Annotated in this window: 9 protein-coding genes; 3 read left to right on the top strand and 6 right to left on the bottom strand. The window is 47.9% G+C overall.

All coding sequences use genetic code 11. The features are described 5' to 3' along the window. Positions 1 to 275: 275 nt before the first annotated feature. Together A4R26_RS06935 and A4R26_RS06930 are read right to left on the bottom strand one after the other, a co-directional pair. On the bottom strand, positions 276 to 1,961 hold the full coding sequence (locus A4R26_RS06935; RefSeq protein ID WP_081162681.1) for a RagB/SusD family nutrient uptake outer membrane protein: 1,686 nt from the start codon (positions 1,959 to 1,961) through the stop codon (positions 276 to 278). An 11-nt stretch (positions 1,962 to 1,972) separates the two neighbouring features. Continuing rightward, positions 1,973 to 4,990 (bottom strand): SusC/RagA family TonB-linked outer membrane protein, encoded by a 3,018-nt coding sequence (locus tag A4R26_RS06930; RefSeq protein WP_081162678.1) that lies wholly within the window; start codon positions 4,988 to 4,990, stop codon positions 1,973 to 1,975. A 379-nt stretch (positions 4,991 to 5,369) separates the two neighbouring features. Here A4R26_RS06930 and A4R26_RS06925 point away from each other — a divergent pair, with 379 nt between their 5' ends. Both A4R26_RS06925 and A4R26_RS06920 read left to right on the top strand, forming a co-directional pair. Beyond that, positions 5,370 to 5,945 (top strand): Crp/Fnr family transcriptional regulator, encoded by a 576-nt coding sequence (locus A4R26_RS06925; protein WP_165760177.1) that lies wholly within the window; start codon positions 5,370 to 5,372, stop codon positions 5,943 to 5,945. A 68-nt stretch (positions 5,946 to 6,013) separates the two neighbouring features. Continuing rightward, on the top strand, positions 6,014 to 8,020 hold the full coding sequence (locus tag A4R26_RS06920) for an FAD-dependent oxidoreductase (RefSeq protein WP_081162671.1): 2,007 nt from the start codon (positions 6,014 to 6,016) through the stop codon (positions 8,018 to 8,020). Positions 8,021 to 8,236: 216 nt separating this feature from the next. Here A4R26_RS06920 and A4R26_RS06915 read toward each other — a convergent pair whose 3' ends face one another. From A4R26_RS06915 to A4R26_RS06900, 4 genes are all read right to left on the bottom strand, one after another. Continuing rightward, on the bottom strand, positions 8,237 to 8,560 hold the full coding sequence (locus tag A4R26_RS06915) for an SHOCT domain-containing protein (protein ID WP_081162664.1): 324 nt from the start codon (positions 8,558 to 8,560) through the stop codon (positions 8,237 to 8,239). Between the two features lie 702 nt (positions 8,561 to 9,262). Beyond that, positions 9,263 to 11,872, bottom strand: a complete 2,610-nt coding sequence (locus A4R26_RS06910; protein ID WP_081162661.1) for an Ig-like domain-containing protein — start codon at positions 11,870 to 11,872, stop codon at positions 9,263 to 9,265. Between the two features lie 232 nt (positions 11,873 to 12,104). Further along, positions 12,105 to 13,727, bottom strand: a complete 1,623-nt coding sequence (locus A4R26_RS06905; RefSeq protein WP_081162658.1) for a glycosyl hydrolase family 18 protein — start codon at positions 13,725 to 13,727, stop codon at positions 12,105 to 12,107. Between the two features lie 29 nt (positions 13,728 to 13,756). Then, entirely contained in the window at positions 13,757 to 15,220 is a 1,464-nt protein-coding gene (locus A4R26_RS06900; protein WP_081163038.1) for a carbohydrate-binding protein, read from the bottom strand. A 1,317-nt stretch (positions 15,221 to 16,537) separates the two neighbouring features. Between A4R26_RS06900 and A4R26_RS35585 the strand changes: the two genes are divergently transcribed. Next, entirely contained in the window at positions 16,538 to 20,620 is a 4,083-nt protein-coding gene (locus tag A4R26_RS35585) for a glycosyl hydrolase family 18 protein (protein WP_165760176.1), read from the top strand. Positions 20,621 to 20,785: the final 165 nt, after the last annotated feature.

The following is a 20,785-nucleotide window of genomic DNA, read 5'->3' as shown; positions in this document are numbered from 1 at the left end:
GCCAGACGGAATCCCCGGGATCTACCCGGGGTTCCGCTGGTCTTGTAATGTGTGCGTAGGTACAAACTTAGGCGTAAATGTCAACATGAGCTTACGAAACAGGGAAAACAAATTATTAATTCCGGAATCATTATTGTTTAGCTAACGGCTCTATAAAACCAAAGAGGCTGTCTTCTATTTTGACAGCCTCTTTGTTGCCTGGTTATGAATTAATCAGGTGACTTGATTTATAGAATCCCTTATCAACATGTTAACATGTCAACTTTTCAACTTCATTAATAACTGTCGTTCTGTATCAGGTAATCCTTCAGGTTACTTGCCCCATCGATCGCTGTTTGCGGAATGGGGAACAACCGCTTCTTTGGATTGTTGTCGGTCTTCTCCGTCCAGGTACCTTCATACTTACCAAAACGGATCATATCGGTTCTGCGGAGGCATTCCCAATACAATTCAAAACCGCGCTCGCGGAAAAGCAGGTCGAGGTTCATGGTGGTAAGCGCTGGCGGTTGCTGGCGGGCGGTACGCGAAGCTCTTACGATATTTACATCGGCAAGCGCACCGGTTGCATCATTGTTTTTTCTGAGTTTCGCTTCGGCGCGCATCAGGTATACATCTGCCAGGCGCAGGATAACGATATCCGCTTCACCGAAATTTCGGCCGCTTACCGATTTGCGGCTGAACATGTATTTAGATACGCGGTAGCCCGAAGGATAATCGCTGCCGGCGGTAGTGAAGTCTACCTGTTCAGTAAAGATCACCGGTTGGGTAGGTTTGTTACGCGTGTCGTGAAACAACGGACCTACTTTCATGCTGCCGCTGGTACATTTCTGAAATACGCCGTTCTTTCTGATGAGGCCATATTGCTGTCCGCGCAGGATCCCACGGTTAATGAAGAACTGTGCAGCGGGTACGCAGCTGTCGGCAGGGTTTGAATAGATTGACAGGTTTTCTTTATAGAAACGTGGGTCGGCTGCTGGGTCTGCCGGTGCATAAGCCTGTGCCCATGACTGGTAGAAATCGGAAGTTATGGCTGCGCCGTCGGTACCGTTGGCGCCTACATAATCGGGCAGCGGGAACTGGTCGCCTGAAAGGGAGAAGTAGGCCATCCGGTTGTGTCCGTTCAGATCAGCACGTTGGTCTACTGCAAAGATGATCTCTTTGTTGGTGTCGTTGTTGTCATCGAAAATAGCAAAGTACTCAGGCGAGAACTGGTATTTATTCGAAGAAATGATCTTGTCGCAATACTCAATCACCTTGTCCATATCGGCTGGTGTAAAGGTAAACTGGGCGCCATAGATATCCCTGTAGGCCGCGCTGTTGAGATACAGGCGGGCCAGTAATCCCCAGCAGGCTTCTTTCGAAATTCTTCCTGTTGTAACACTGCTCTCGAGGTTGGGTTCGGCATCGAGCAGTTCTTTTTTAATGTATTCCACTGCTTCGTTACCACGCAAAATAGCTGATAATGCGCTGGGCTCGTCTTTTACAAAAACCAGTCCGAACAGGTCGAGCAGCAGCATATTGTAATAGGCGCGCATGGCCCTTGCTTCTGCAACAAACGTTTTTACCGACGGGTCGTTCAGTGTTGGCAGTGAGTTCAGGGCCGAGATCGATCTTGAAACGCCCTGTACCAGCAGGTTCCAGGTGTTGCGGAGGTTGGGGTCGGTTGAGGTATAGGCATGCCTGTGCATGGCGAGGTAAATACCGTTATCGCCCCAATCGGTACCGCCGCGGTAGGGGAGAATGGCTTCGTCGGTTGATATTTCCTGGATGGCAAGGTAGTTTGTATGCAGGAAGATGGTGGGCAGCTGCGCATATACGGGAGCTATAGCTCCTTCGGCTGCCTGTTTGGGCGTAAGTTCGGTGGCTGATGATTCGTCAAGTACTTTTTCGTTGAGTTTTGTACAGCCGGCACCTGCTACAAGCGCACTGAATATAATTGGGATAAATATTTTCTTTGTCATGGTAATTAGCTTTAGAAGGTTACATTGATTCCAAGGAGAAATGACCTTGCTTTAGGATAGCTGAGGTAATCGATGCCATAAGATGAAATACCGTTGATGGTCCTGTCGGTATTTACTTCGGGGTCATAGCCGTCGTAAGGGGTGATCACGAACAGGTTCTGCCCGGTGAGCGATGCTCTCATCCCTTTTACCCATTTGCCGAGGCCCAGTGCCTGTGGATTGAAATTGTAACCAATGCTCAGGTTGTTCAGGCGAAGGAACTTACCATCTTTCAGGTAGCGCGATGAAACCGGCGCTGCGTTGGTGATCGCTTCTTCGGCACTGGCAATGGCTTCGGGCGTCGTGTTCACACCTTTTGCCAGCAGGTTTTTGTAGAAGCTGGAGTTGGCGGTGTTGTCATAGATCTTGTTGCCCGATATGCCATTGAAGTTGGCCGTGAGGTCGAATTTTTTATAACCGAGGTTGAAATAGAAGTTGTACATGGTTTTAGGTAATGCTGAACCAAGCGCCTGGCGGTCTTTATCATTGGCGATGCCGTCTCCTGTAACGTCGCGGTACATGCTAATGCCATTGGCATCGAAACCAATGAACTCCTGTAAAAAGAAGGTACCGATGGGCTCACCATTCACATATCCATTGATGGTAGCTGAGGTAAGGCCGGCGCCGGAAGCTGAACCTGAAGGGATCACGGAGTAGGGCGATTCTTCTACTTTATTATTGATGAAGGTAACGTTACCGCCTACTGTATAAGAAAACCCGCCGCGGGTTGTGTGGCGGTAGGCAAGGTCAACTTCCACACCCTGGTTGGTGATGGTCATATCCGGTACATTGGTCCACTGGGTAGATGCCGGCTGTATGGGGTCGGCGGGTATTACTTCAAGCAGGATCTTGCCGGTAACCTTACGGAAGTAGTCGACGGTACCTGACAATGCGCCGCCCAATAGTTCAAAGTCAACGCCGATGTCGGTTTGTGAAGAAACTTCCCATTGGATATCAGGATTGGCTAACCGCTGATAAGCGGTCCCTACCGGGTAAGTGGTGCCGGGGTACAGCGGGTAGCTGGCGCCTGCGCCTGGTGTGGCGGTGAACAACGCCTGTGTGATCTTGGACGGAATTTCCTGGTTACCGGTTTGTCCCCATCCTGCACGCAGTTTCAGGTTGTAAAAGGGGCCGTTCTCCAGGAATTTCTCTTTCGACATAATCCATGCTCCTGAGAAGGAGGGAAAGATACCATACTTGTTATTGGAACCGAATTTGGATGAACCATCGGCGCGTAAGGTCGCTGTAAATAAGTATTTGTCGTTGTACTGGTAGTTTACGCGACCGAAGAATGACTGCAGCTCATTGATGAGCGCATGTCCCGTTGGGCGGTTGTTGGCAAGCGTGAGCTCCTGTCCCAGGCCCGGATTGTAGACAGGATCTATATTTGAGATGGGGAAGTTGTTGATACTGGTACCCCGGCGCTGTACAAAGATCTTCTGGTAAGAGTGCCCTGCCAGTGCCGTGAGTTTGTGGGCGTTGATCGTTGTTGAATAAGTGAGGTAGTTTTCGATCAGGTAGTTACGGTTAACGTTGGTATAGGTTGCCAAACGGCCCAAACGTAATGGTACGGTATTGGGCAGTGCCAGACTATCTCTTGTAGCGGATGAGTTATCAACGCCAAAGTTCAGTTTGTATACCAGTCCTTTTGTAAGGGTCAAAGAACCGCTGATATTTCCCAGCACCCGGTTGATGGTAGTGAGGTCTTTTTCAAGCGCCAGCACGGTAAGTGGATTGATTCCGTTCTGGAACTGGTAAGGTTTGCCATCTTCACCATATGCAGGGATGGTAGGATTGGTTGAGATGGCGCCACCGATAAGGCTGCCGACATTGGGGCGCAGGTTAACGGTATTGTTGGCGCTCAGGTTAGCTTCTATCACGAGTTTGTCGTCGAGCAGTTTCTGGCTCATGTTGAAGCGGCCGTTGTAACGTTTAACATCGTTGCCTTTCAGGATGCCCTGTTGCAGCTGCATACCAAAGGAACCATAATAGGTGAACTTTTCGGTTCCGCCGGAAAGTGTAACGTTGTGGTTTTGCGTCCAGGCAGTACGGCTCACCTCTTTTTGCCAGTCGGTAGCGCCGCCGAAATCTTCGAGCGCATTGCCCAGTGCTTTTACCTGTGTTCTGTATTCATCGGCTTTATAAACAGGTAAGGGGTTGGCCATTCTGCTGAAGCCGCCGCTGAAGTTATAGTTTACCGAGCTAAATCCTGCACGGCCTTTTTTAGTAGTGATGATCACAACGCCGTTGGCGCCTCTCGCTCCATAGATGGCAGTTGCGGATGCATCTTTCAATACGTCCATCGATTCAATATCCTGCGGATTGAGGAAGCTGATGGGGTTGATGGTGCCGCCAACCGAAGAGTTGTCGAGGGCCATACCATCTACTACAAATAATGGAGTGCTTCCGGTACGTACACCGCCCGGGCCGCGAATGGTAATATTTTGAATGGCGCCCGGCTCACCGCTTGCAGAAGTAACGTTTACGCCTGATACTTTACCCTGTAACAGTTCTTCAGGCGTGTTGATGATGCCGCGGTTGAAGTCGGCTGCCTTTACCGATTTCATTGAGCCGGTAACGTCGCGTTTGGTTGATTTACCGTAACCCACCACTACTACTTGTGCCTGCGTATTGGTGGTAGATGGCTCCATGGTTACATTCAGCACAATGTTGCCTGAAGCGTCGGGCACACTGCCGCTGATTGTTTTATCTTCATAACCTACGTAGGAGAATGTGAAGCGGTAAGTACCTGTTGTATTGAGGTCCTTAATTTCGAATGCTCCTTTTGAATTCGTTTGAACCGATCTTTTGTTTTGGTTTTTTTCGTTAACCGCCACTACCGTAACACCTTGCAATGGTGTGGCGCTTTCATTGACTACTGTTCCTCTTGCAGTGGTCTGGGTCGTTTGGGAAAAGGCAGATGCATACACCAGCAGATGTGCCAGTAGCAGTACACCCAACACGGCAACCCGTGAGTTGAATAATTTCATTTAGCGCTGATTTTTTTGTGCCGCAAAGTTGTTAGAATAAATGGGGCAACCTTAATAAGTGCTGGTTATGAATACATTAAGGAAATATCAACGGAATATTATCTTTTAAGAAATTACGAAACCGTTTTCGTAAGGAGATACGGCTGAAAGTTTGGTTTTAATTGTTTACCGTTACAGGGCATCAGCTTTTTTTAATTATTTTATTTCCTCCCATATTGTAGTTATTTATTATGTAATCCCTTGTTCAGGTTTATTCCTAAATAGTATATTCACGTATATGCAACAGCTATTATAAATCATACCTTTGTTTATCGGTTATGGTCCTGTTGAAATGTGCACATCCCGCCTGTTGCGCCATCCCGTCCTTATATCAATTGAAATGAAAACGCTGATAGACCATATAAAACGCTCTGTTTCCGTTACGGAAAGTGAACTGGAGTATATGGTGCAGTCGTTTCAATACCTCGAGCTGGAGAAGGAAAGCCATCTCATAAAAGCCGGTCAGTACTGCGATAACTATTATTTTGTGGAGAAGGGCACGCTGCGTATTTATACGATGGTCGATAACCTGGTTGTCACCAACTGGTTTGCCTTTGAAGGGAATTTCTTTACCGACCTCGAGAGTTATACTTACCAGTGCGCGGCAAAGTTCAATATACAAGCCATTGAGAACTGTCACCTGTTATATATATCCAGAAAGAATATGAATGCGCTGCTGCAGCTCCACCCGGCCTGGAATGAGCTGATGCGCAAAACCTGGGAGCAGGCATTCCTGCGGCTGACACAGATCGTGCTTTCGGTTCAAACCATCAATGCCAAAGGCAGGTACGAGCATTTGTTCAATCACCTCGATCTGATGCAAAAACCTCAGGCGCCGCCGCCGCTGCCACCTGCACCACCCAAAGACATTGTCTCAGTTATTGATATTCCCGATTCTACATTGAGCAAAAAATAATACGCCGCGAACTGCGTTTTAGCCCTTTCTTTGCAGTTTAATCCTAATATTCATCTGAAAGATTGCTTATGCTACAATTACGAATGCTGGTGATCGGCATCCTTGTTTTTATCGTTCCTGCTCATAGTCAAAGTCCCAGACCCGTACAGGTCGATGTATGTATCTACGGCGCCACTTCGGCCGGCATCATTGCTGCATATACGGCCAAAAAGATGCATCATTCGGTGCTGGTGATAGAGCCGGGCAAACATATCGGCGGCCTTACTTCGGGCGGACTGGGTTTTACCGATATCGGTAATAAATATGCGGTATCGGGGCTCGGGCTTGATTTTTACCGGAAAGTAGGAAAGAAATATGGCAAGTTCGAGAGCTGGATCTTCGAGCCGCATGTGGCCAAAGAAGTATTCATGCAATACATTAAATCGGCAAAGGTAGATGTGGCGCTGGGCCATACCCTGATGGCCGTTAGAAGTGAGTTCGGGTATATCAAAGAGCTGGAGCTCAATTATCTCAATGAAGAAGGGCAGATCACTACCAAAAAGGTAGAGGCGAAAATGTTCATCGACTGCTCTTATGAAGGCGATCTGATGGCAAAGGCGAACGTTTCGTTTACAGTGGGCCGTGAATCGAACATCATGTATAACGAAACCATCAACGGGGTGCAATTGCGCGATAAACACCAGTTCCCCGATGGCGTTGATCCTTACAGGATCCCCGGTAAACCCGAAAGCGGTTTATTATGGGGGATCTCGGAAGCGCTGCTGCTGCCTAACGGTTCGGCCGATACCAAAGTGCAGGCCTATAATTACCGCATCTGTTTAACCGATGATCCGGCCAACCGCATCGATATTACCCGGCCCGAAGGGTACGATTCAACCATGTATGAATTGTTGTTGCGTTTGCTTGCCAAAAAGCCGGCCGCCAGCCTTGGCGCAATCCTCAAGATCGACCGCATGCCCAATCATAAAACGGATATCAATAACAACGGGCCGTTCTCAACCGATATGATCGGCATGAACTATAAGTATCCCGAAAGCAATTATGAAAAACGGGAGATCATTAAAAAGCAGCATGAAACCTATGTAAAGGGGCTGTTGTATTTCATTGGTCACGATCCCCGCATGCCTGAGCACCTGCGGAAGGAAATGCTTGCATGGGGTTATCCAAAAGACGAGTTCACCGATAATAATAATTTCACGCCGCAAATGTATGTGCGCGAAGCACGGCGCATGATCAGCGCCTACGTTATGACGGAAGCCAATTGCCTGGGTAAGGAAGTTGTGAGCGATGGCATCGGTATGGCTGCCTATACCATGGATTCGCACAATGCCCAACGCGTTGTGGTCAATAAAATGGTGAAGAACGAAGGCGATGTGCAGGTGGGCGGTTTTGGACCGTATCCAATTTCTTACCGTTCAATTGTTCCGCGGTCAAAAGAAATTAAGAACCTGCTGGTGCCGGTTTGTTTATCGGCCAGTCATATTGCCTATGGTTCTATCAGGATGGAACCGGTGTTCATGGTGCTTGGCCAGGCTGCCGCTACCGCCGCTTCCATGGCCCTTGAGGGTAAACTCGATGTGCAGGAGGTGAATGTGCAGCAGTTGCAACAGGCGCTTAAAACAAATCCGCTGGCCGATGGCAGTATTCCCGAGATACTTGTTGATAATGCCAATACAAACCAGGTAACCATAAAAGGAAACTGGGCCACCAAAGAGCGTATAGGTTACGGTCCTTCTGTGCTTACGGCCGATGAACCTTCAGCCGAAGAACGGTCGGTACAATACAAACCGGTTGTTGAAAAAGATGGTTCTTACCAGCTTTATACGTATATGCTGCCCAACTATAACAAGCTGGCTTCCCAAACAATGGTCACTGTTTTTGATGGCAGTAAAGAAGCAAAGGTTACGTTGAAGAAAAGCGACATTCAGGTGCAGGGACAAACCTCCGGCGAATGGGTGTCGATAGGTAAGTTTAAATTACGTGCAGGTTCAAATGCGCACATAACAATACATGCGGCCAATGCCGATGGGGCAGTGGTGGCAGATGCGGTACTACTGGTGCCGGATGGGAAATAACAAGGCAACGAGGTACTAAGGCAGCGAGGCATAAAGGCATAAAGGCATAAAGGAATACAGGTTTCCTATACTTTATACTTAATAAGCGAAGGCAATAAGGCATAAAGGCATACAGGTCTCTTATACTTCTACTTAATAAACCAAGGCAAGAAGGCATTAAGTGTCCGGAATTGTATTCCTCGTTGCCTCGTTGCCTTTTTGCCTATATGCCTTTTTTTAATGATTATATATCAGGTCGGCTCTTCTTTCCTGGAATTCTGCGTCGGAGATACTGCCATGATCTTTCAGGTCGAGCAGCTTTATCATTTCTTCCAGCTTATTTACCGGCGGGGTGGCTACACTTTGGTCGTTTACCATATTTTGCTGCGACCGTACCGGGTTTTTAAACAACAGGGCAAATGCGATCAGCGCCAATGGGGCGATCAGCGAGATCCAAACGCCATTACCAGTAGATGCTATTCCAAATGCGGCTCCTGTAATGCCAATAACCACTATCGTTAATAAAAGCCAGCGCTGCTTGTGTGTTATTGATAAATTCATACGTACATGGTTTAGTGTATGAAGAAATGGTAGTTAGCTTTGGAAATAGCCGTGGTTTTTCCTCACCAGCTGCTTCGGCAGCTGATTCAATACAATTGGCAACCTGTAAGATTAAAAAAGTATAATTCTTTCTATAGTGGTCTTTAAACAGAAGTGGGTTTACCTTCAACGGGCCATTTCTAAGTTAAGAAAAATAATTGAGAAATGACTCCCCGGAATTGTTAAGAGTGGGATTGACGGGTGCACAGGTTTACAACGGGCGAATTCCCGGCAATGCGGCAGGCCGGCTAAATGGTTGGCCTCATGAGTAAATGTTGAGATCACTGTCGTTCCTGTTACCCCTGTTATTCAGGTAGAATGATAATACAAGGCCGATCAGAAGAATGCCGGTAACAATGGGAAAAGCTATTGAATGCATAGAGCCGTGTTTTCAGAGGTAGACGGGTAAGCGGTGGCCATATTGTAAAGTGGCGGCAACTTTTTAAAAGATGTGCCACCCCTCGAAGGTGTGGCGCATCTGCCATAACATAAAAAACGGAGCGGGTGGCATGCTTCCCGCTCCGTTTTGACGGACTATGACTGTGACTAATGGACTATTCTTTCATGCCAGCAATTGGTTTTAATGTTTTATTATATATAGCATTAAGGCAAAATGCATTAAGTGGCGGAAATCTGTATTCCCCGTTGCCTCGTTGCCTTTTTCTACCGTTTTATCAATTTCTTCGTAATTGTTTCCTTTCCATTGTTGATCCTTACAAAATATACCCCGGTGCGCAGGCTGGCAATATTTATATGCTGGCCACTCAATACGCGGGGCGCTGTAAAGACAATACCGCCATTTACGTCGAAGATTTTCAGATCGAACACATCGCCCATATTGCCGTACTGAACCACCATTTCGCTGTTAACCGGGTTGGGCGATATTTTGAGCGTGGCTGAATGATCGATGAACGGGTAAACGTTACTTTCTTCATCTGCAGAAGTGATCTGTGCCGTGGTCTGGCGGATCACCACCGAACTGGCCCAGTCGTTCAAATTCACTGTTGTACCACCCGATAAACCTACGCTAACCAGGCAGGCGAAATTGCCTTTGAACAGGTAAGCGGGGCCGGTAAAATTATTATCGCGGTACAGGATGGCTTCGTAACCGCTGTTCACCCGTAGAGAAGAGATGTCGTCGTTAACGGCGCCCAGAGCGATCAACTGGTTAACCGTATAAGTGCCCACCGGCAGATTGATGGCATAACCGCCGTAGTTGCAATGTTTGTATACCGTAGCGCCCGAAGGGTTGCTTACAGCCACATTGATCTGAGCGGTAGCCGTTGCGCCACGGTCATCGGTGGCAACCGCCCTGATGTTATAGGTACCGCCGCCTACATTGGCCCAGGTATAGGAGTACGGACTGCTTGCATCTTCACCCAGTTTGGTTGAGCCGTTGTAGAACGCTACTTTACTGATGGAACCATCGCCATCGGTTGCATTTACATTGATGGTAATGCTGGCCGGGGAAGCAAAGGAACTTCCGTTGGCGGGCGATGTAATGCTTATGGCTGGTAAGGTGTTTGTTACAGCACGAATGCGTAATGAAGCGGTGCTGTCGTTCCAGCCGTTGTTCACCAGGCAGGCCACATCGGCAGTGAACCCGGCAAAGGCGCCGCCTAAATTGTCGTTCTTGTATAGCACCACCTCGTAACCCGGTGTTATTTTAATAGATGAAATGTCTTTATTGGTAATGCCTTTGGCGGTCAGTTGCGCTATGGTATAGCTGCCTGCGTTGAGGCCAACTGCAAATGAACCGGAGTAATTACAATCTTTATAGAAAATAGCGATACCGGTTGGGGTAGAACCGCCGGCGATCGTTCCGGTAATGGTATAATTACCCAATGACGCGTAATTGCTGTAACCGGTTGTACTGGGCGTTCCTGAACCCGTACCTGTAACCGAAACATAGTATGTGCCGGCTGCAAGCGTGCTGCTGATGGCAGCATTCAGTGCGGCAGGGTTCGAAGAAGTGATGGCTGTGCCATTGTTGTTGTATAAGGTTGCAATAATGTCAAGATTTGGCGTATAGGCATTCGGATTAAATGTTAGGTTGAGATTTCCGCCGTTGGTGGTGAAGGTAAACATGTCGACATCGCCGGTGCGTTCAATAACCCCTGCATTGTTCACATTGCCCGATGCATCGATGGTTAGTGATGCCGCGCCTGAAATAGCATTGCCATAATCATCGGCCCGGTAACCTACGCCATAGGTAGTGCCTGCGATAATTGCGAGGTCGTCCTGTGTGGTACTGGCATTGGCGTATTCGCCCTTGCTCCATTGTACAAGCGATTTGTAATACCCAACGCCCATGATAGGCGCCCAGGTACCCTGGCCCTGATAATATTCTTCTTTGGGCGATGTTCTTCCGTCGTGCGATAAACCGAACGTGTGGCCTACTTCATGCGAACCGGCTTCACCGGCTGCTTTCGCACCACCGTTGAACACCCAGCAGGGCGTATCGTCGTTCCATCTGAAAGAACCTAAATAAGCTACCCCGCCGGCTCCCGGGGCAGCCGTATTCGTAGGTGTAAAAATGCAACGCATTCTTTTCGTTTTCGGGTACGTGTTAAAAACGGCCTCACTGGTAGTCACATTCAAATGGAATGGGCGGTAATCTTCACTGATCAGTTTCCATACGTTTTCCTTGTCTGCATCGGATAAATTAGCCGGGGCTGCATTGATTGGATTACCGTTGTTCCAGCCAGTGCCTGAAACATATTGCCCGTCGAAATCGAGCAACACACAACCGTTGCCGCCCGGATAGCTTTGCAGGTCGTTGACCGCTGCAGGTGCATTGGCTACAGGGGCATCGGAAGCGCTTGCTTCGGCTTCGGCGATATTCGCTTTAGTATAGTCGACACATACTATATTATCGATATTTGTTTCCTCCACAAATACAGCTCCGCTGTTATCGGAAACGTATTTGTATGCTTTCTTGCTGTTCTGCAACAAAATGTGTCCGTACACTGACTGGCCGTCGATCACCAGGTAGAAAGAAGAGTTGGGATCATTTTCAATACTACCTGCCAGTTGTTCGGCGCCGGAACCCGCCGACCGGCGGAATTTTACCGAAGCAGGTAAGGTAACAGAAGAGGAGAGCTTTAACTGCAAACGGCTAAGGCCGCCTGGCCTTTGTGTTGCCGTTATCTGTTTTCGAACATTGCTTAGCATGTTGGAACTGCTTCCGATGGGATAACGTTTGTCCTGACCGTAGGTTACGGATGTGATTGCGCACAGGCCTACCAGCAGGTACAGATTTAATTTGTGCATGTTGCTTGATTAAAATGAGGAATGTATATAAATAAAAAACCTGTCAGGTCACCATTCCGGTTGTATACATATGAATTAGATATGCATACACGGCTTAGGACCTGACAGGGTTATTATCTCTAATGTGATTTCTGATTTAGAGATTTGGGATTGGAGGATTTGGGAATTTTGCGATTTATAAACCTGCTGAACAGAATGAAATCCTAAATCTCAAAATCTCAAAATCAAAATCCTACTTGATAAACTGGCGGGTGATCTTCTTATCGCCTTTGATGAACTCCAGGGTATAAACGCCGGACCTCAAAGCTGATACGTTGATCTGGTTGCTGGCTGCGCGGGCAGTTACAACCTGTTTGCCCTGAATATCATAAATTCTGATGGTTCCACCAGCTAAAGATTCGCCACCATTCGAAATGTTCAGTGTCTGCTGCACAGGATTCGGGTAAATGGTGAATGCTTTACCGGATTGAACGGAGTTATTGATCAAATTTGAAACCATTTCGCCGTTTGTGGAAATTTTTGCGCCGGTTGCTGGCGGTGTTATGCGAATCCAGTTCAGGTTCCATCCGCCCGATTGAGCATATACGCCGAAGTTATAAGTACCTGCATTGATGTGAACGTTATGCGAAACAGTGGTCCAGTTCTGCCAGCCGCCGGTTGATGGAATATCCACAGCGCCCAGTTGAATGGAACCGGCATTCAAATCGCATGACACACGGCCGCCGCCATTCAGGCTTGCTACCCGGTATTCTACTTTGTACGTTCCGGTAACAGGGAAGTTGATGTTGTAGAATGCCATCCAGTCGGTAGCATCGATCCAGCCAACATTTGAACCGCCGCCTGCATCGGTAGTCGCTTCGGTTTGTACGCCGGCCATGCTGTTGTAGTTCTCAGCCTGGATAGTGAACGGATTGCCCGGGTTGGGAGGATTGCTGCCGCCCCGGTTGATCACTACTTCGTTGATAGCTGATAACAGTGAATTGGAATTGCCTGCGCCGAAATCGCCCGACAGTTCCCAGATCATGATGCCACCGCCCTGATCCCATGCCAGGTTGGTTTTGTTTTTAATGGTAGTGATGCCATTGTAACCAACGCCGTTGAATACATCGGCATTCGGGTTGGCGCCACGGTTAACCAGTTGCGTAAATGTTTCCCAGCTTGGTCTGCCATAGAAAGGAACGCCCAGCACCGCTTTCGAAGCAGGTAGGCCGCGGCCTTTCCAGTAGTTCAACGACTGTTGGGCATAGCTGAAGGTGGAGTGATCGAAACTGTTATAGTCGTAAGCCATCAGGTTCAGGAAGTCGACGACGTTGAACACACTGCTCAGGATGCTGCTACCGTTGATGCCTACAACAGCCGCGGTAAGGATCTTACCACGATTGTGCAGTTCGGTACTCAGCTGGCTCATCAGCGCAACGTAGTTGTTGGCGGAAGCGCCATTGTCGGGGTATTCCCAATCCATATCAACGCCATCCAGGCCGTACTGATTTACCATGCCGATAAGGGCATTTACAAAGTTGGTACGATAAGTGGCGTTGGCTGCCAGTGATTCAAAAGCGCCGTCATCACCGTTGTTCCAGCCGCCTACTGCAATACAAACCTTTACATTGCGGGCGTGCGCCTGCGAAACAAGGCTTTGCAGTTTCCATGCATTTTCAAGTGGTTGTAAACCGCCGTTCCACGTAGGTAAAGCGAACGCATAGTTGATGTGCGTAAGCTTGTTGTACTGAATCACGTTTACATCGCCGGCCCATGAGGGCATGTACCCCACAACCCGGAACTGCGCTTCGGCGCGTGGGGCCGCTGCGGCAAACAAGAGAGAAAAGAGACCAATTTTTCCTAAATTTCTAATCATGATACTTGGTTTTTACACGGTTAGCAGATCTATTTAATGAACGCTGAGGTGATCTTTGTTTTGCCTTTGATGAATACCAGTGTATATACACCAGGCGCCAGTGATGATACATCTATGTTATTGCTGGCCGGGCGTGCGGTAATAACCTGTCTTCCGCTGATATCGAAGATGCGGATAAGGCCACCGATCAAAGATTCGCTGCTGAGGATGTTCAGTTTTTGCTGAACCGGGTTAGGATAAATAGTAAAACCTTTCCCTGATTGCACTGAGTTATCGATGAGGTTATTCACCATATCTGTATTGGAAGCAACGCGTGCTGTGCCCACTGGTGTAAAGCGGATCCAGTTCAGGTTCCAGCCGCCGGCGATTGCAAATATGCCGGGATTGTAAGTGCCTGCATTGATATGTACGTTGTGTGATATAGTGGTCCAGTTTTGCCAGCCGCCTGTAGAAGGCACATCGAGCTGACCCAATACCGTAGCGCCTGCATTCAGGTCTAACGATAAACGGCCACCGCCATTCAGGCTGGCTACACGGTATTCAACTTTGTAGGTTCCGGTGGTAGGGAAGGTGACAGCGCCATAAGCCATCCAGTCGTTGGCATCTATCCAGCCCACATTGCTGCCGCCGCCTGCATCGGTAGTTGTTTCGGTTTGCACGCCCGACTGAGCGGTGAAGCTTTCAGCCTGTATGGTTTGACCCACAGGATTCGGGTTGCCGCCGCCGTCCTGGTAAACACGTACGTAGTCGACATACATTTTTGCAGGAAAACCATTCAGGTCGATGTTGAAGCCGGGCCAGTTACCGCCAACGGCCATATTCAGCAACAGGAAGTGATTGGCGTGGAATTCACTGGTACCGTTAATGCCGCCGCCAATATACATTTCATGGAACTTGGCGCCGTCGAGGAACCAGCGGATGTAATTCGCATCCCATTCAACGCTGTAGATGTGGTAATCGGTAACGGTGCAGAAGGTATTACCACCGAAAGAGGCATAATTGTTATTATGGTCTCTCCAGTGCGGTGTACCATAGGTGCGGTTCTCGGCATTGATGTGTTCCATAATGTCGATCTCGCCGCAGGCGGGCCAGCCTACGTTCGGGTCTGAAATAGTGTTGCCGAGCATCCAGAATGCAGGCCAGATACCTGAAAATGCAGGCATTTTGATGCGGGCTTCAAACTTGCCGTATTTCCACGACTTGTTGCCCTGCGTTTTCATTCTTGCTGAAGTGTAGTTGAAGCCGCCGAAGGATTCGCGTTTGGCGGTGATCACCAACTGGCCGTTTTCGATAGTTGCGTTTTCGCGGCGGTAATACTCGAGTTCGTTATTACCCCAGCCGCTGCTGCCGTTACCGGTTTCAAAAACCCAATCGGAACTGATACCGTTGGTAAATTCATCCTGCCATACAAGTTGCCAGTTCTGAGCCTGGGCATTTTTTTGTAGCGTGGTTAGCGCACCCAACAATAAACATGCGGGTAAAAGCTTCTTCATAATGGAAGTATTTGGTGTTTTAAAATGTCGTGAATCATGAATCGTGAACCGGTAATAAATCCCTTTGCGGAATGAACTACTGATCCCGGCTTCACTTAGCACGGTTTGCACAATAGACGGGCCGGCATAACGCATTTGGCGAAATGTATTACCCGGGGCGAGGGTCATGAATGGTGAATGGTCTATGATGAATAGTGAATGCAGAACACATGTGTTCATACCCATCAGATATGCGCATAACATGCATGCACAACCCATAAACCTGTTATTTGGTAACGGGTTACATTGCAACCTGTAACCTGCAACCGAAAACACGACCATGCCACCCGGTTAGGGCCGGCAATAAAAAAGAAAGGGGAAAAAATGTATTCCTAAACGATGCCAGGGATGTGGGTTGAACCCACTTAGTGCCAAGGGATGCTGCTTCAACTTATATTACTACTTACAATCAATGATTTCTGCGAAGAAGGTGATGACAAAAATCACTCCAAACTACTCATATGGCTAAATCGTTTTGGAATTTCAAAGCTATAAATGATTATCATGATGAAAAAGAGTAAAATTACTCGATAATTATAACGGTGGTAAAATGATATTCACATTGTTAGTAGTACTAATTCTTTAGATCTCTGATTTTGAGATTGAGGGATTTTGAGATTTCATTGAGTTTAGCATAATAAACAAATCTCAAAATTCCGAAATCAGTAAATCTAAAAATATATTCTATTATGATTATCAATAGAAGTATAACGGCAACCGACATTGTGGAAAAAAATAAAACCGCTTTCGTAAGCAAATTGTTTTAAACAGCTTTTACTTTGCATCCGGCTTCTGCAACTTTATTACTGAATTTACTAATTACCTTCTTCAAAACGCTGAACGCTTAAGGCTAAAGGCTTAACGCCCGGGCCTGAACAATTACGGTATTCTTCACTGATTTTGGCCTGGAAACCGGAGCATGCAGCATCATCCGTTAGTTCAGCATTCCATATTTCTTTGAGTCCTTAACGATTGGTTCATTGAGCCAATGCTTTGTGATGCAATTCATCAGTTAAACTGGTGAAGCAGGCGGAGCTATGTACTTACAGTTAACATGCAACGCTGTTACTATCAGTTTTGAGCTTTGAAAATACGGAGTGGAGCGTTCGGCCTTAAGCGATCAGCGTTTAGCTGTATTGTAGTATGTAGCTGTATTTGTTTGCAGCTTGCAGCTTTCTGTAAGAACCGTTAAGGATCCATTGTATCAGGGAGGATCAATTAATGTCTTTTATCGTTCATAATCATGTATGTATTGTTAATCAAAAATTGCGTTACAGTATGAAAGCGTTGTCTACCCATCGCAAAAGCCGCCCCTGGCGTTTTTTGCAGTATGTTCATCTGGCTGTTTTATTTTGTTTGTTCTCCACCGGCTATGCGCAGGTGAGTCCTTCGGTGCCGGCCACAACGGCCCAGCACAACAAACAGGTTATTGGTTATATTACCCAATGGGATGCCTGGAAAGAGGTGGCGAACCTCGTTCCCAAAGGCGGGTTTAACCATTTGAATGTGGATTATTCCCAGTACACTATCCTGAACTTTTCGTTCTTTGGCGTTGCCCAGGACGGTTCACTGCATAGTGGTGATTTTCGTAATAAGAACATTTATCAGGTAGGTGCGGTGCAGGCGCCGGCTGCCTTATTGAATGATGATATTTACAGCAGCTGGGACCTGTACCTGTTGTACGGTGAGCTGGAAACACTGTACTATATCTCCGATGGCAGTTATGCTTACAGCCAGGGCTATCGGAATGAAGGCGCCGGCTGGAAGAATGTGAATACCGGCAAAACCGGTAATTTCCCACTGGCAGTGCATAAACAGGGTGGTGCGCCCGGTTTGCTCGAGCTGGCACATTCGAAAGGAGTGAAAGTAATGGCTTCTATCGGTGGCTGGAGCATGTGTAAACACTATCCCGAAGTGGCAGTCGATGCAGCAAAAAGAGCAAAGTTCGTTGCCAACTGTAAAGACCTGATCGCATTGGGCTTCGATGGCATCGATTTCGACTGGGAATATCCCAACGACCCCGGTATGAATATCGAGCGTTACAGCACGGCCGACTACAACAACTTCGCTACCCTGCTCGAGGAAGTACGTGCAGCTATCGGAAGCAGTAAACTGATCACTTCATGTTTTTCCGCTACGCCGTCGAAATTACAGGGTTTCCCATGGACCCGTATGAACGCCGTGCTCAACTACATGAACATGATGACGTATGATTATAATGGCGGCTGGAGCAACAAGGCCGGGCATAACGCGCCGTTGTACGATTACCCCGGTATGGAATACCAGGGCTTTTCATTGAACGGAACCGTACAGGGCATCAAAAACCTTGGCATCAATATGAGCAAGGTAACACTTGGCGCTCCTTTTTATGGCAGAGGCGTTGTGTGTAGCGGTACTGCTGCAGTGAACGCTCCTACAACAAAACGTGCCGAAACTGTTCAGCCCGACGGGCCCATTCAAACCTGCGCCGATTACGCCAACTGGCAAAAAGACCTGTGGGATGGTACGCCTTCTTACGGTTATATTTTGCAGGCTACAGGCAGCGGTTCGGGCTGGACCGAACATTGGGATGATAATGCGAAAGTGCCTTACAAAACGAAAGGCAATTATTTCCTGAGCTATGATAACGAAAGATCTATTGAAGCGAAGGCCCAGTACATAAAAGACCAGGGGCTTGCCGGTGTTATCGTTTGGCAGGTATATGCCGACATGACCGATATGACCAGCAGTACCGTAGCTAAAGGAAAACTGATCTTTTGTCCAAACACCAAATCGAAACTGGTGAACAAGATCAACCAGGTGTTTGCCAATGGCAGCACGCCTGGCAATATTCCGCCAACGGTATCTATCACCGCACCTGCCAACAACAGCACGTACACCGCACCTGCCGGCATTACTTTTACGGCCAATGCAGCAGATGCCGATGGAACCGTTTCAAAAGTGGAATTCTTTAGTGGCGGCATCAGCCTGGGCAGTGACGCATCGGCGCCTTACTCGGTTACCTGGAACAATGTAGCCGCAGGCAGCTATTCAGTAACTGCAGTAGCTACCGATAATGCAGGCGCTACTACCACTTCATCTGCAGTAGCAGTGACCGTTAATGGTAATAACCCGGGAAACAACAGCGGAAAGGTGATCGTAGGTTACTGGCATAACTGGGGTACTGTTTCCGGTACGCCGCCTTACATCCGTTTGCGCGATGTGAATCCTAAATTCAATGTAATACAAATAGCTTTCGGGGTGAGTGCATCGGATAATGCAACCATCAGTTTTACTCCGGAAGGCACATCAGTAGCCGATTTCAAAGCTGATATCTTAACCCTGCAGTCACAGGGAAGAAAAGTATTGTTGTCGCTGGGTGGTGAGAACGGACACCTGGTGTTGAGCACAGCAGCGGCAAAAACCGCTTTCGTAAATTCAATGAAGTCGATAATCGACGCGTACAATTTCGATGGATTCGATATCGACCTCGAAGGCGGTTCTAACCTCGTGCTTGACAATGGCGATAATAACTTCATGGCGCCAACTACCGCCAAAGTAGTGAACCTGATCGCCGGTTGTAAAGAGATCATCAATTACCGCAAAGGACAGGGTAAAGACTGCTGGCTTACCATGGCTCCTGAAACCTATTATGTGCAGGCTGCCTATGCTTCTACCTATTCACCACTGGTGGGCGCTTACCTGCCATTGATCTATGGTTTGCGTAATGAACTTACGTTCATACATCCGCAGTTGTATAATACCGGTCCAATGACGGGTATGGACAATAAGAACTACACTTCAAGCACTGCCGATTTCATTGTAGCAATGACTGAAATGTTGCTGCATGGTTTCCCGGTAGCCGGCACCAGCCAGACCTTCCCCGCATTACGTGAAGACCAGGTAGCCTTTGGTTTACCGGCACAACCTTCAGCTGCCGGCTCAGGTTACACAACGCCGGCCAATGTGAAGAAAGCCCTGGATTACCTCACCAAAGGAACCTCATTTGGTGGTGGTTATATAATGAGAAAATCAAGCGGCGGTTATCCCGGACTGAGAGGCATTATGACCTGGAGTGTTAACTGGGACAAAGCCAATGGCGATGAGTTCGCCAATAATTACTATGATTATTTCTTTGGCAACACAGGTGGAAACAATCCGCCAACGGTGAACATTACTTCACCTGCCAATAATGCAACCTTCACCAGTCCTGCTACGGTAACTATCACCGCAAATGCAAGTGATGTCAATGGCAGCGTAACCAAAGTTGAGTTCTTCAATGGCGGTACCAAACTGGGTGAAGCTACTTCGGCTCCATACAGCTATACCTGGGGCAATGTGTCGAACGGAACTTATACACTTACTGCAAAAGCAACTGACAACGGCGGAGCTGTTGCCACTTCTTCAGCGGTAACGATCACAGTAGGAACCGGTACCGGCACGGGTTGTAATGGTATCGAAGCCTGGACCGCTTCAGGTGTTTACCTCAGTGGCAAACAGGTAGTATATGCCAATAAGATCTATGAAGCTAAATGGTGGACACAAAACGAACAGCCTGATGTAAATGTTGGCGATGGTAAAGTATGGAAATACATCAGTGATTGTAGCGGCAGCGGTAACGGCAATGCTCCTGTTGTAACGCTTACTTCACCTGCTTCAGGCGCTACTTTCTCAGCCCCTGCAACAGTTACCATTTCAGCTACTGCAAGCGATGCCGATGGCAGCGTAAGCAAAGTAGAGTTCTTTAATGGCGGTACCAAACTGGGTGAAGTTACCGCATCGCCTTACAGCTATACCTGGACCAACGTAGCTGGCGGCACATATACCATCACAGCCAAAGCGACAGATAACAGCGGCGCTGCTACCACTTCAGCTGGTGTAACCATCACTGTTGGAACAGGCGGTAATACCGGTAATTGCGCAGGTGTTTCTGAATACCAGCCTTACCCCAAAATTTACAATGCGGGCGACAAGGTAACTTACAATGGTAACCTGTATGAAAGTTTGTCGAATTCCTTATACAACGTAACACCCGGAACGGCTGACTGGTGGTGGAAGCCATTAGGCGCCTGCAGTGCTTCTTCGCAGCGGACTGTAGCAACCGATATGGCAACTACCGTTGGCGGTGCTTCAGTTGTGCCTAACCCCATCACGGGTAGCACAGCACAGGTGTTGAAGTATGCAGAAGCCGGTGATCAGCTGGTTGTAGAAGTACAAAGTGCGCGTGGTTATGCGGTAAGCAGCCGTTCCTTCACAGCTTCTGTTACTGGTGTAAACAGCATCTCTATCGTAACAGGAAACCTTACAAAAGGGATCTGGATCGTTCGCATCACCAATAAGAAAACCGGTACTGTAAGCATTACCCGTTTGGTGAAATTATAAAACGAAGGCTCAATTGACCTGGGTTAAGGTACAAGAGCCGGACTTTAGCATATAAGTTCAGGATCCAATATCCAAAGCAGACCCGGCTCATAGCTACACACAGGCAGAAGAGCCCGGGATCACAAAACAGGGCACAGGCGTAATACCTGTGCCCTGTTTTTTTGT

This window comes from Niastella populi, assembly GCF_002078015.1.
GTDB lineage: Bacteria > Bacteroidota > Bacteroidia > Chitinophagales > Chitinophagaceae > Niastella > Niastella populi.
Note: the sequence above shows the minus strand (reverse complement) of the source record. Positions and strands in the feature narration are given on the sequence as shown.

What these genes read in the sequence shown, in the direction of transcription:
- A4R26_RS06905 (WP_081162658.1), bottom strand. Translation starts at nt 13,727, where the DNA reads ATGATTAGAAATTTAGGAAAAATTGGTCTCTTTTCTCTCTTGTTTGCC.
- A4R26_RS06935 (WP_081162681.1), bottom strand. Translation starts at nt 1,961, where the DNA reads ATGACAAAGAAAATATTTATCCCAATTATATTCAGTGCGCTTGTAGCA.
- A4R26_RS35585 (WP_165760176.1), top strand. Translation starts at nt 16,538, where the DNA reads ATGAAAGCGTTGTCTACCCATCGCAAAAGCCGCCCCTGGCGTTTTTTG.
- A4R26_RS06910 (WP_081162661.1), bottom strand. Translation starts at nt 11,872, where the DNA reads ATGCACAAATTAAATCTGTACCTGCTGGTAGGCCTGTGCGCAATCACA.
- A4R26_RS06930 (WP_081162678.1), bottom strand. Translation starts at nt 4,990, where the DNA reads ATGAAATTATTCAACTCACGGGTTGCCGTGTTGGGTGTACTGCTACTG.
- A4R26_RS06915 (WP_081162664.1), bottom strand. Translation starts at nt 8,560, where the DNA reads ATGAATTTATCAATAACACACAAGCAGCGCTGGCTTTTATTAACGATA.
- A4R26_RS06920 (WP_081162671.1), top strand. Translation starts at nt 6,014, where the DNA reads ATGCTACAATTACGAATGCTGGTGATCGGCATCCTTGTTTTTATCGTT.
- A4R26_RS06925 (WP_165760177.1), top strand. Translation starts at nt 5,370, where the DNA reads ATGAAAACGCTGATAGACCATATAAAACGCTCTGTTTCCGTTACGGAA.
- A4R26_RS06900 (WP_081163038.1), bottom strand. Translation starts at nt 15,220, where the DNA reads ATGAAGAAGCTTTTACCCGCATGTTTATTGTTGGGTGCGCTAACCACG.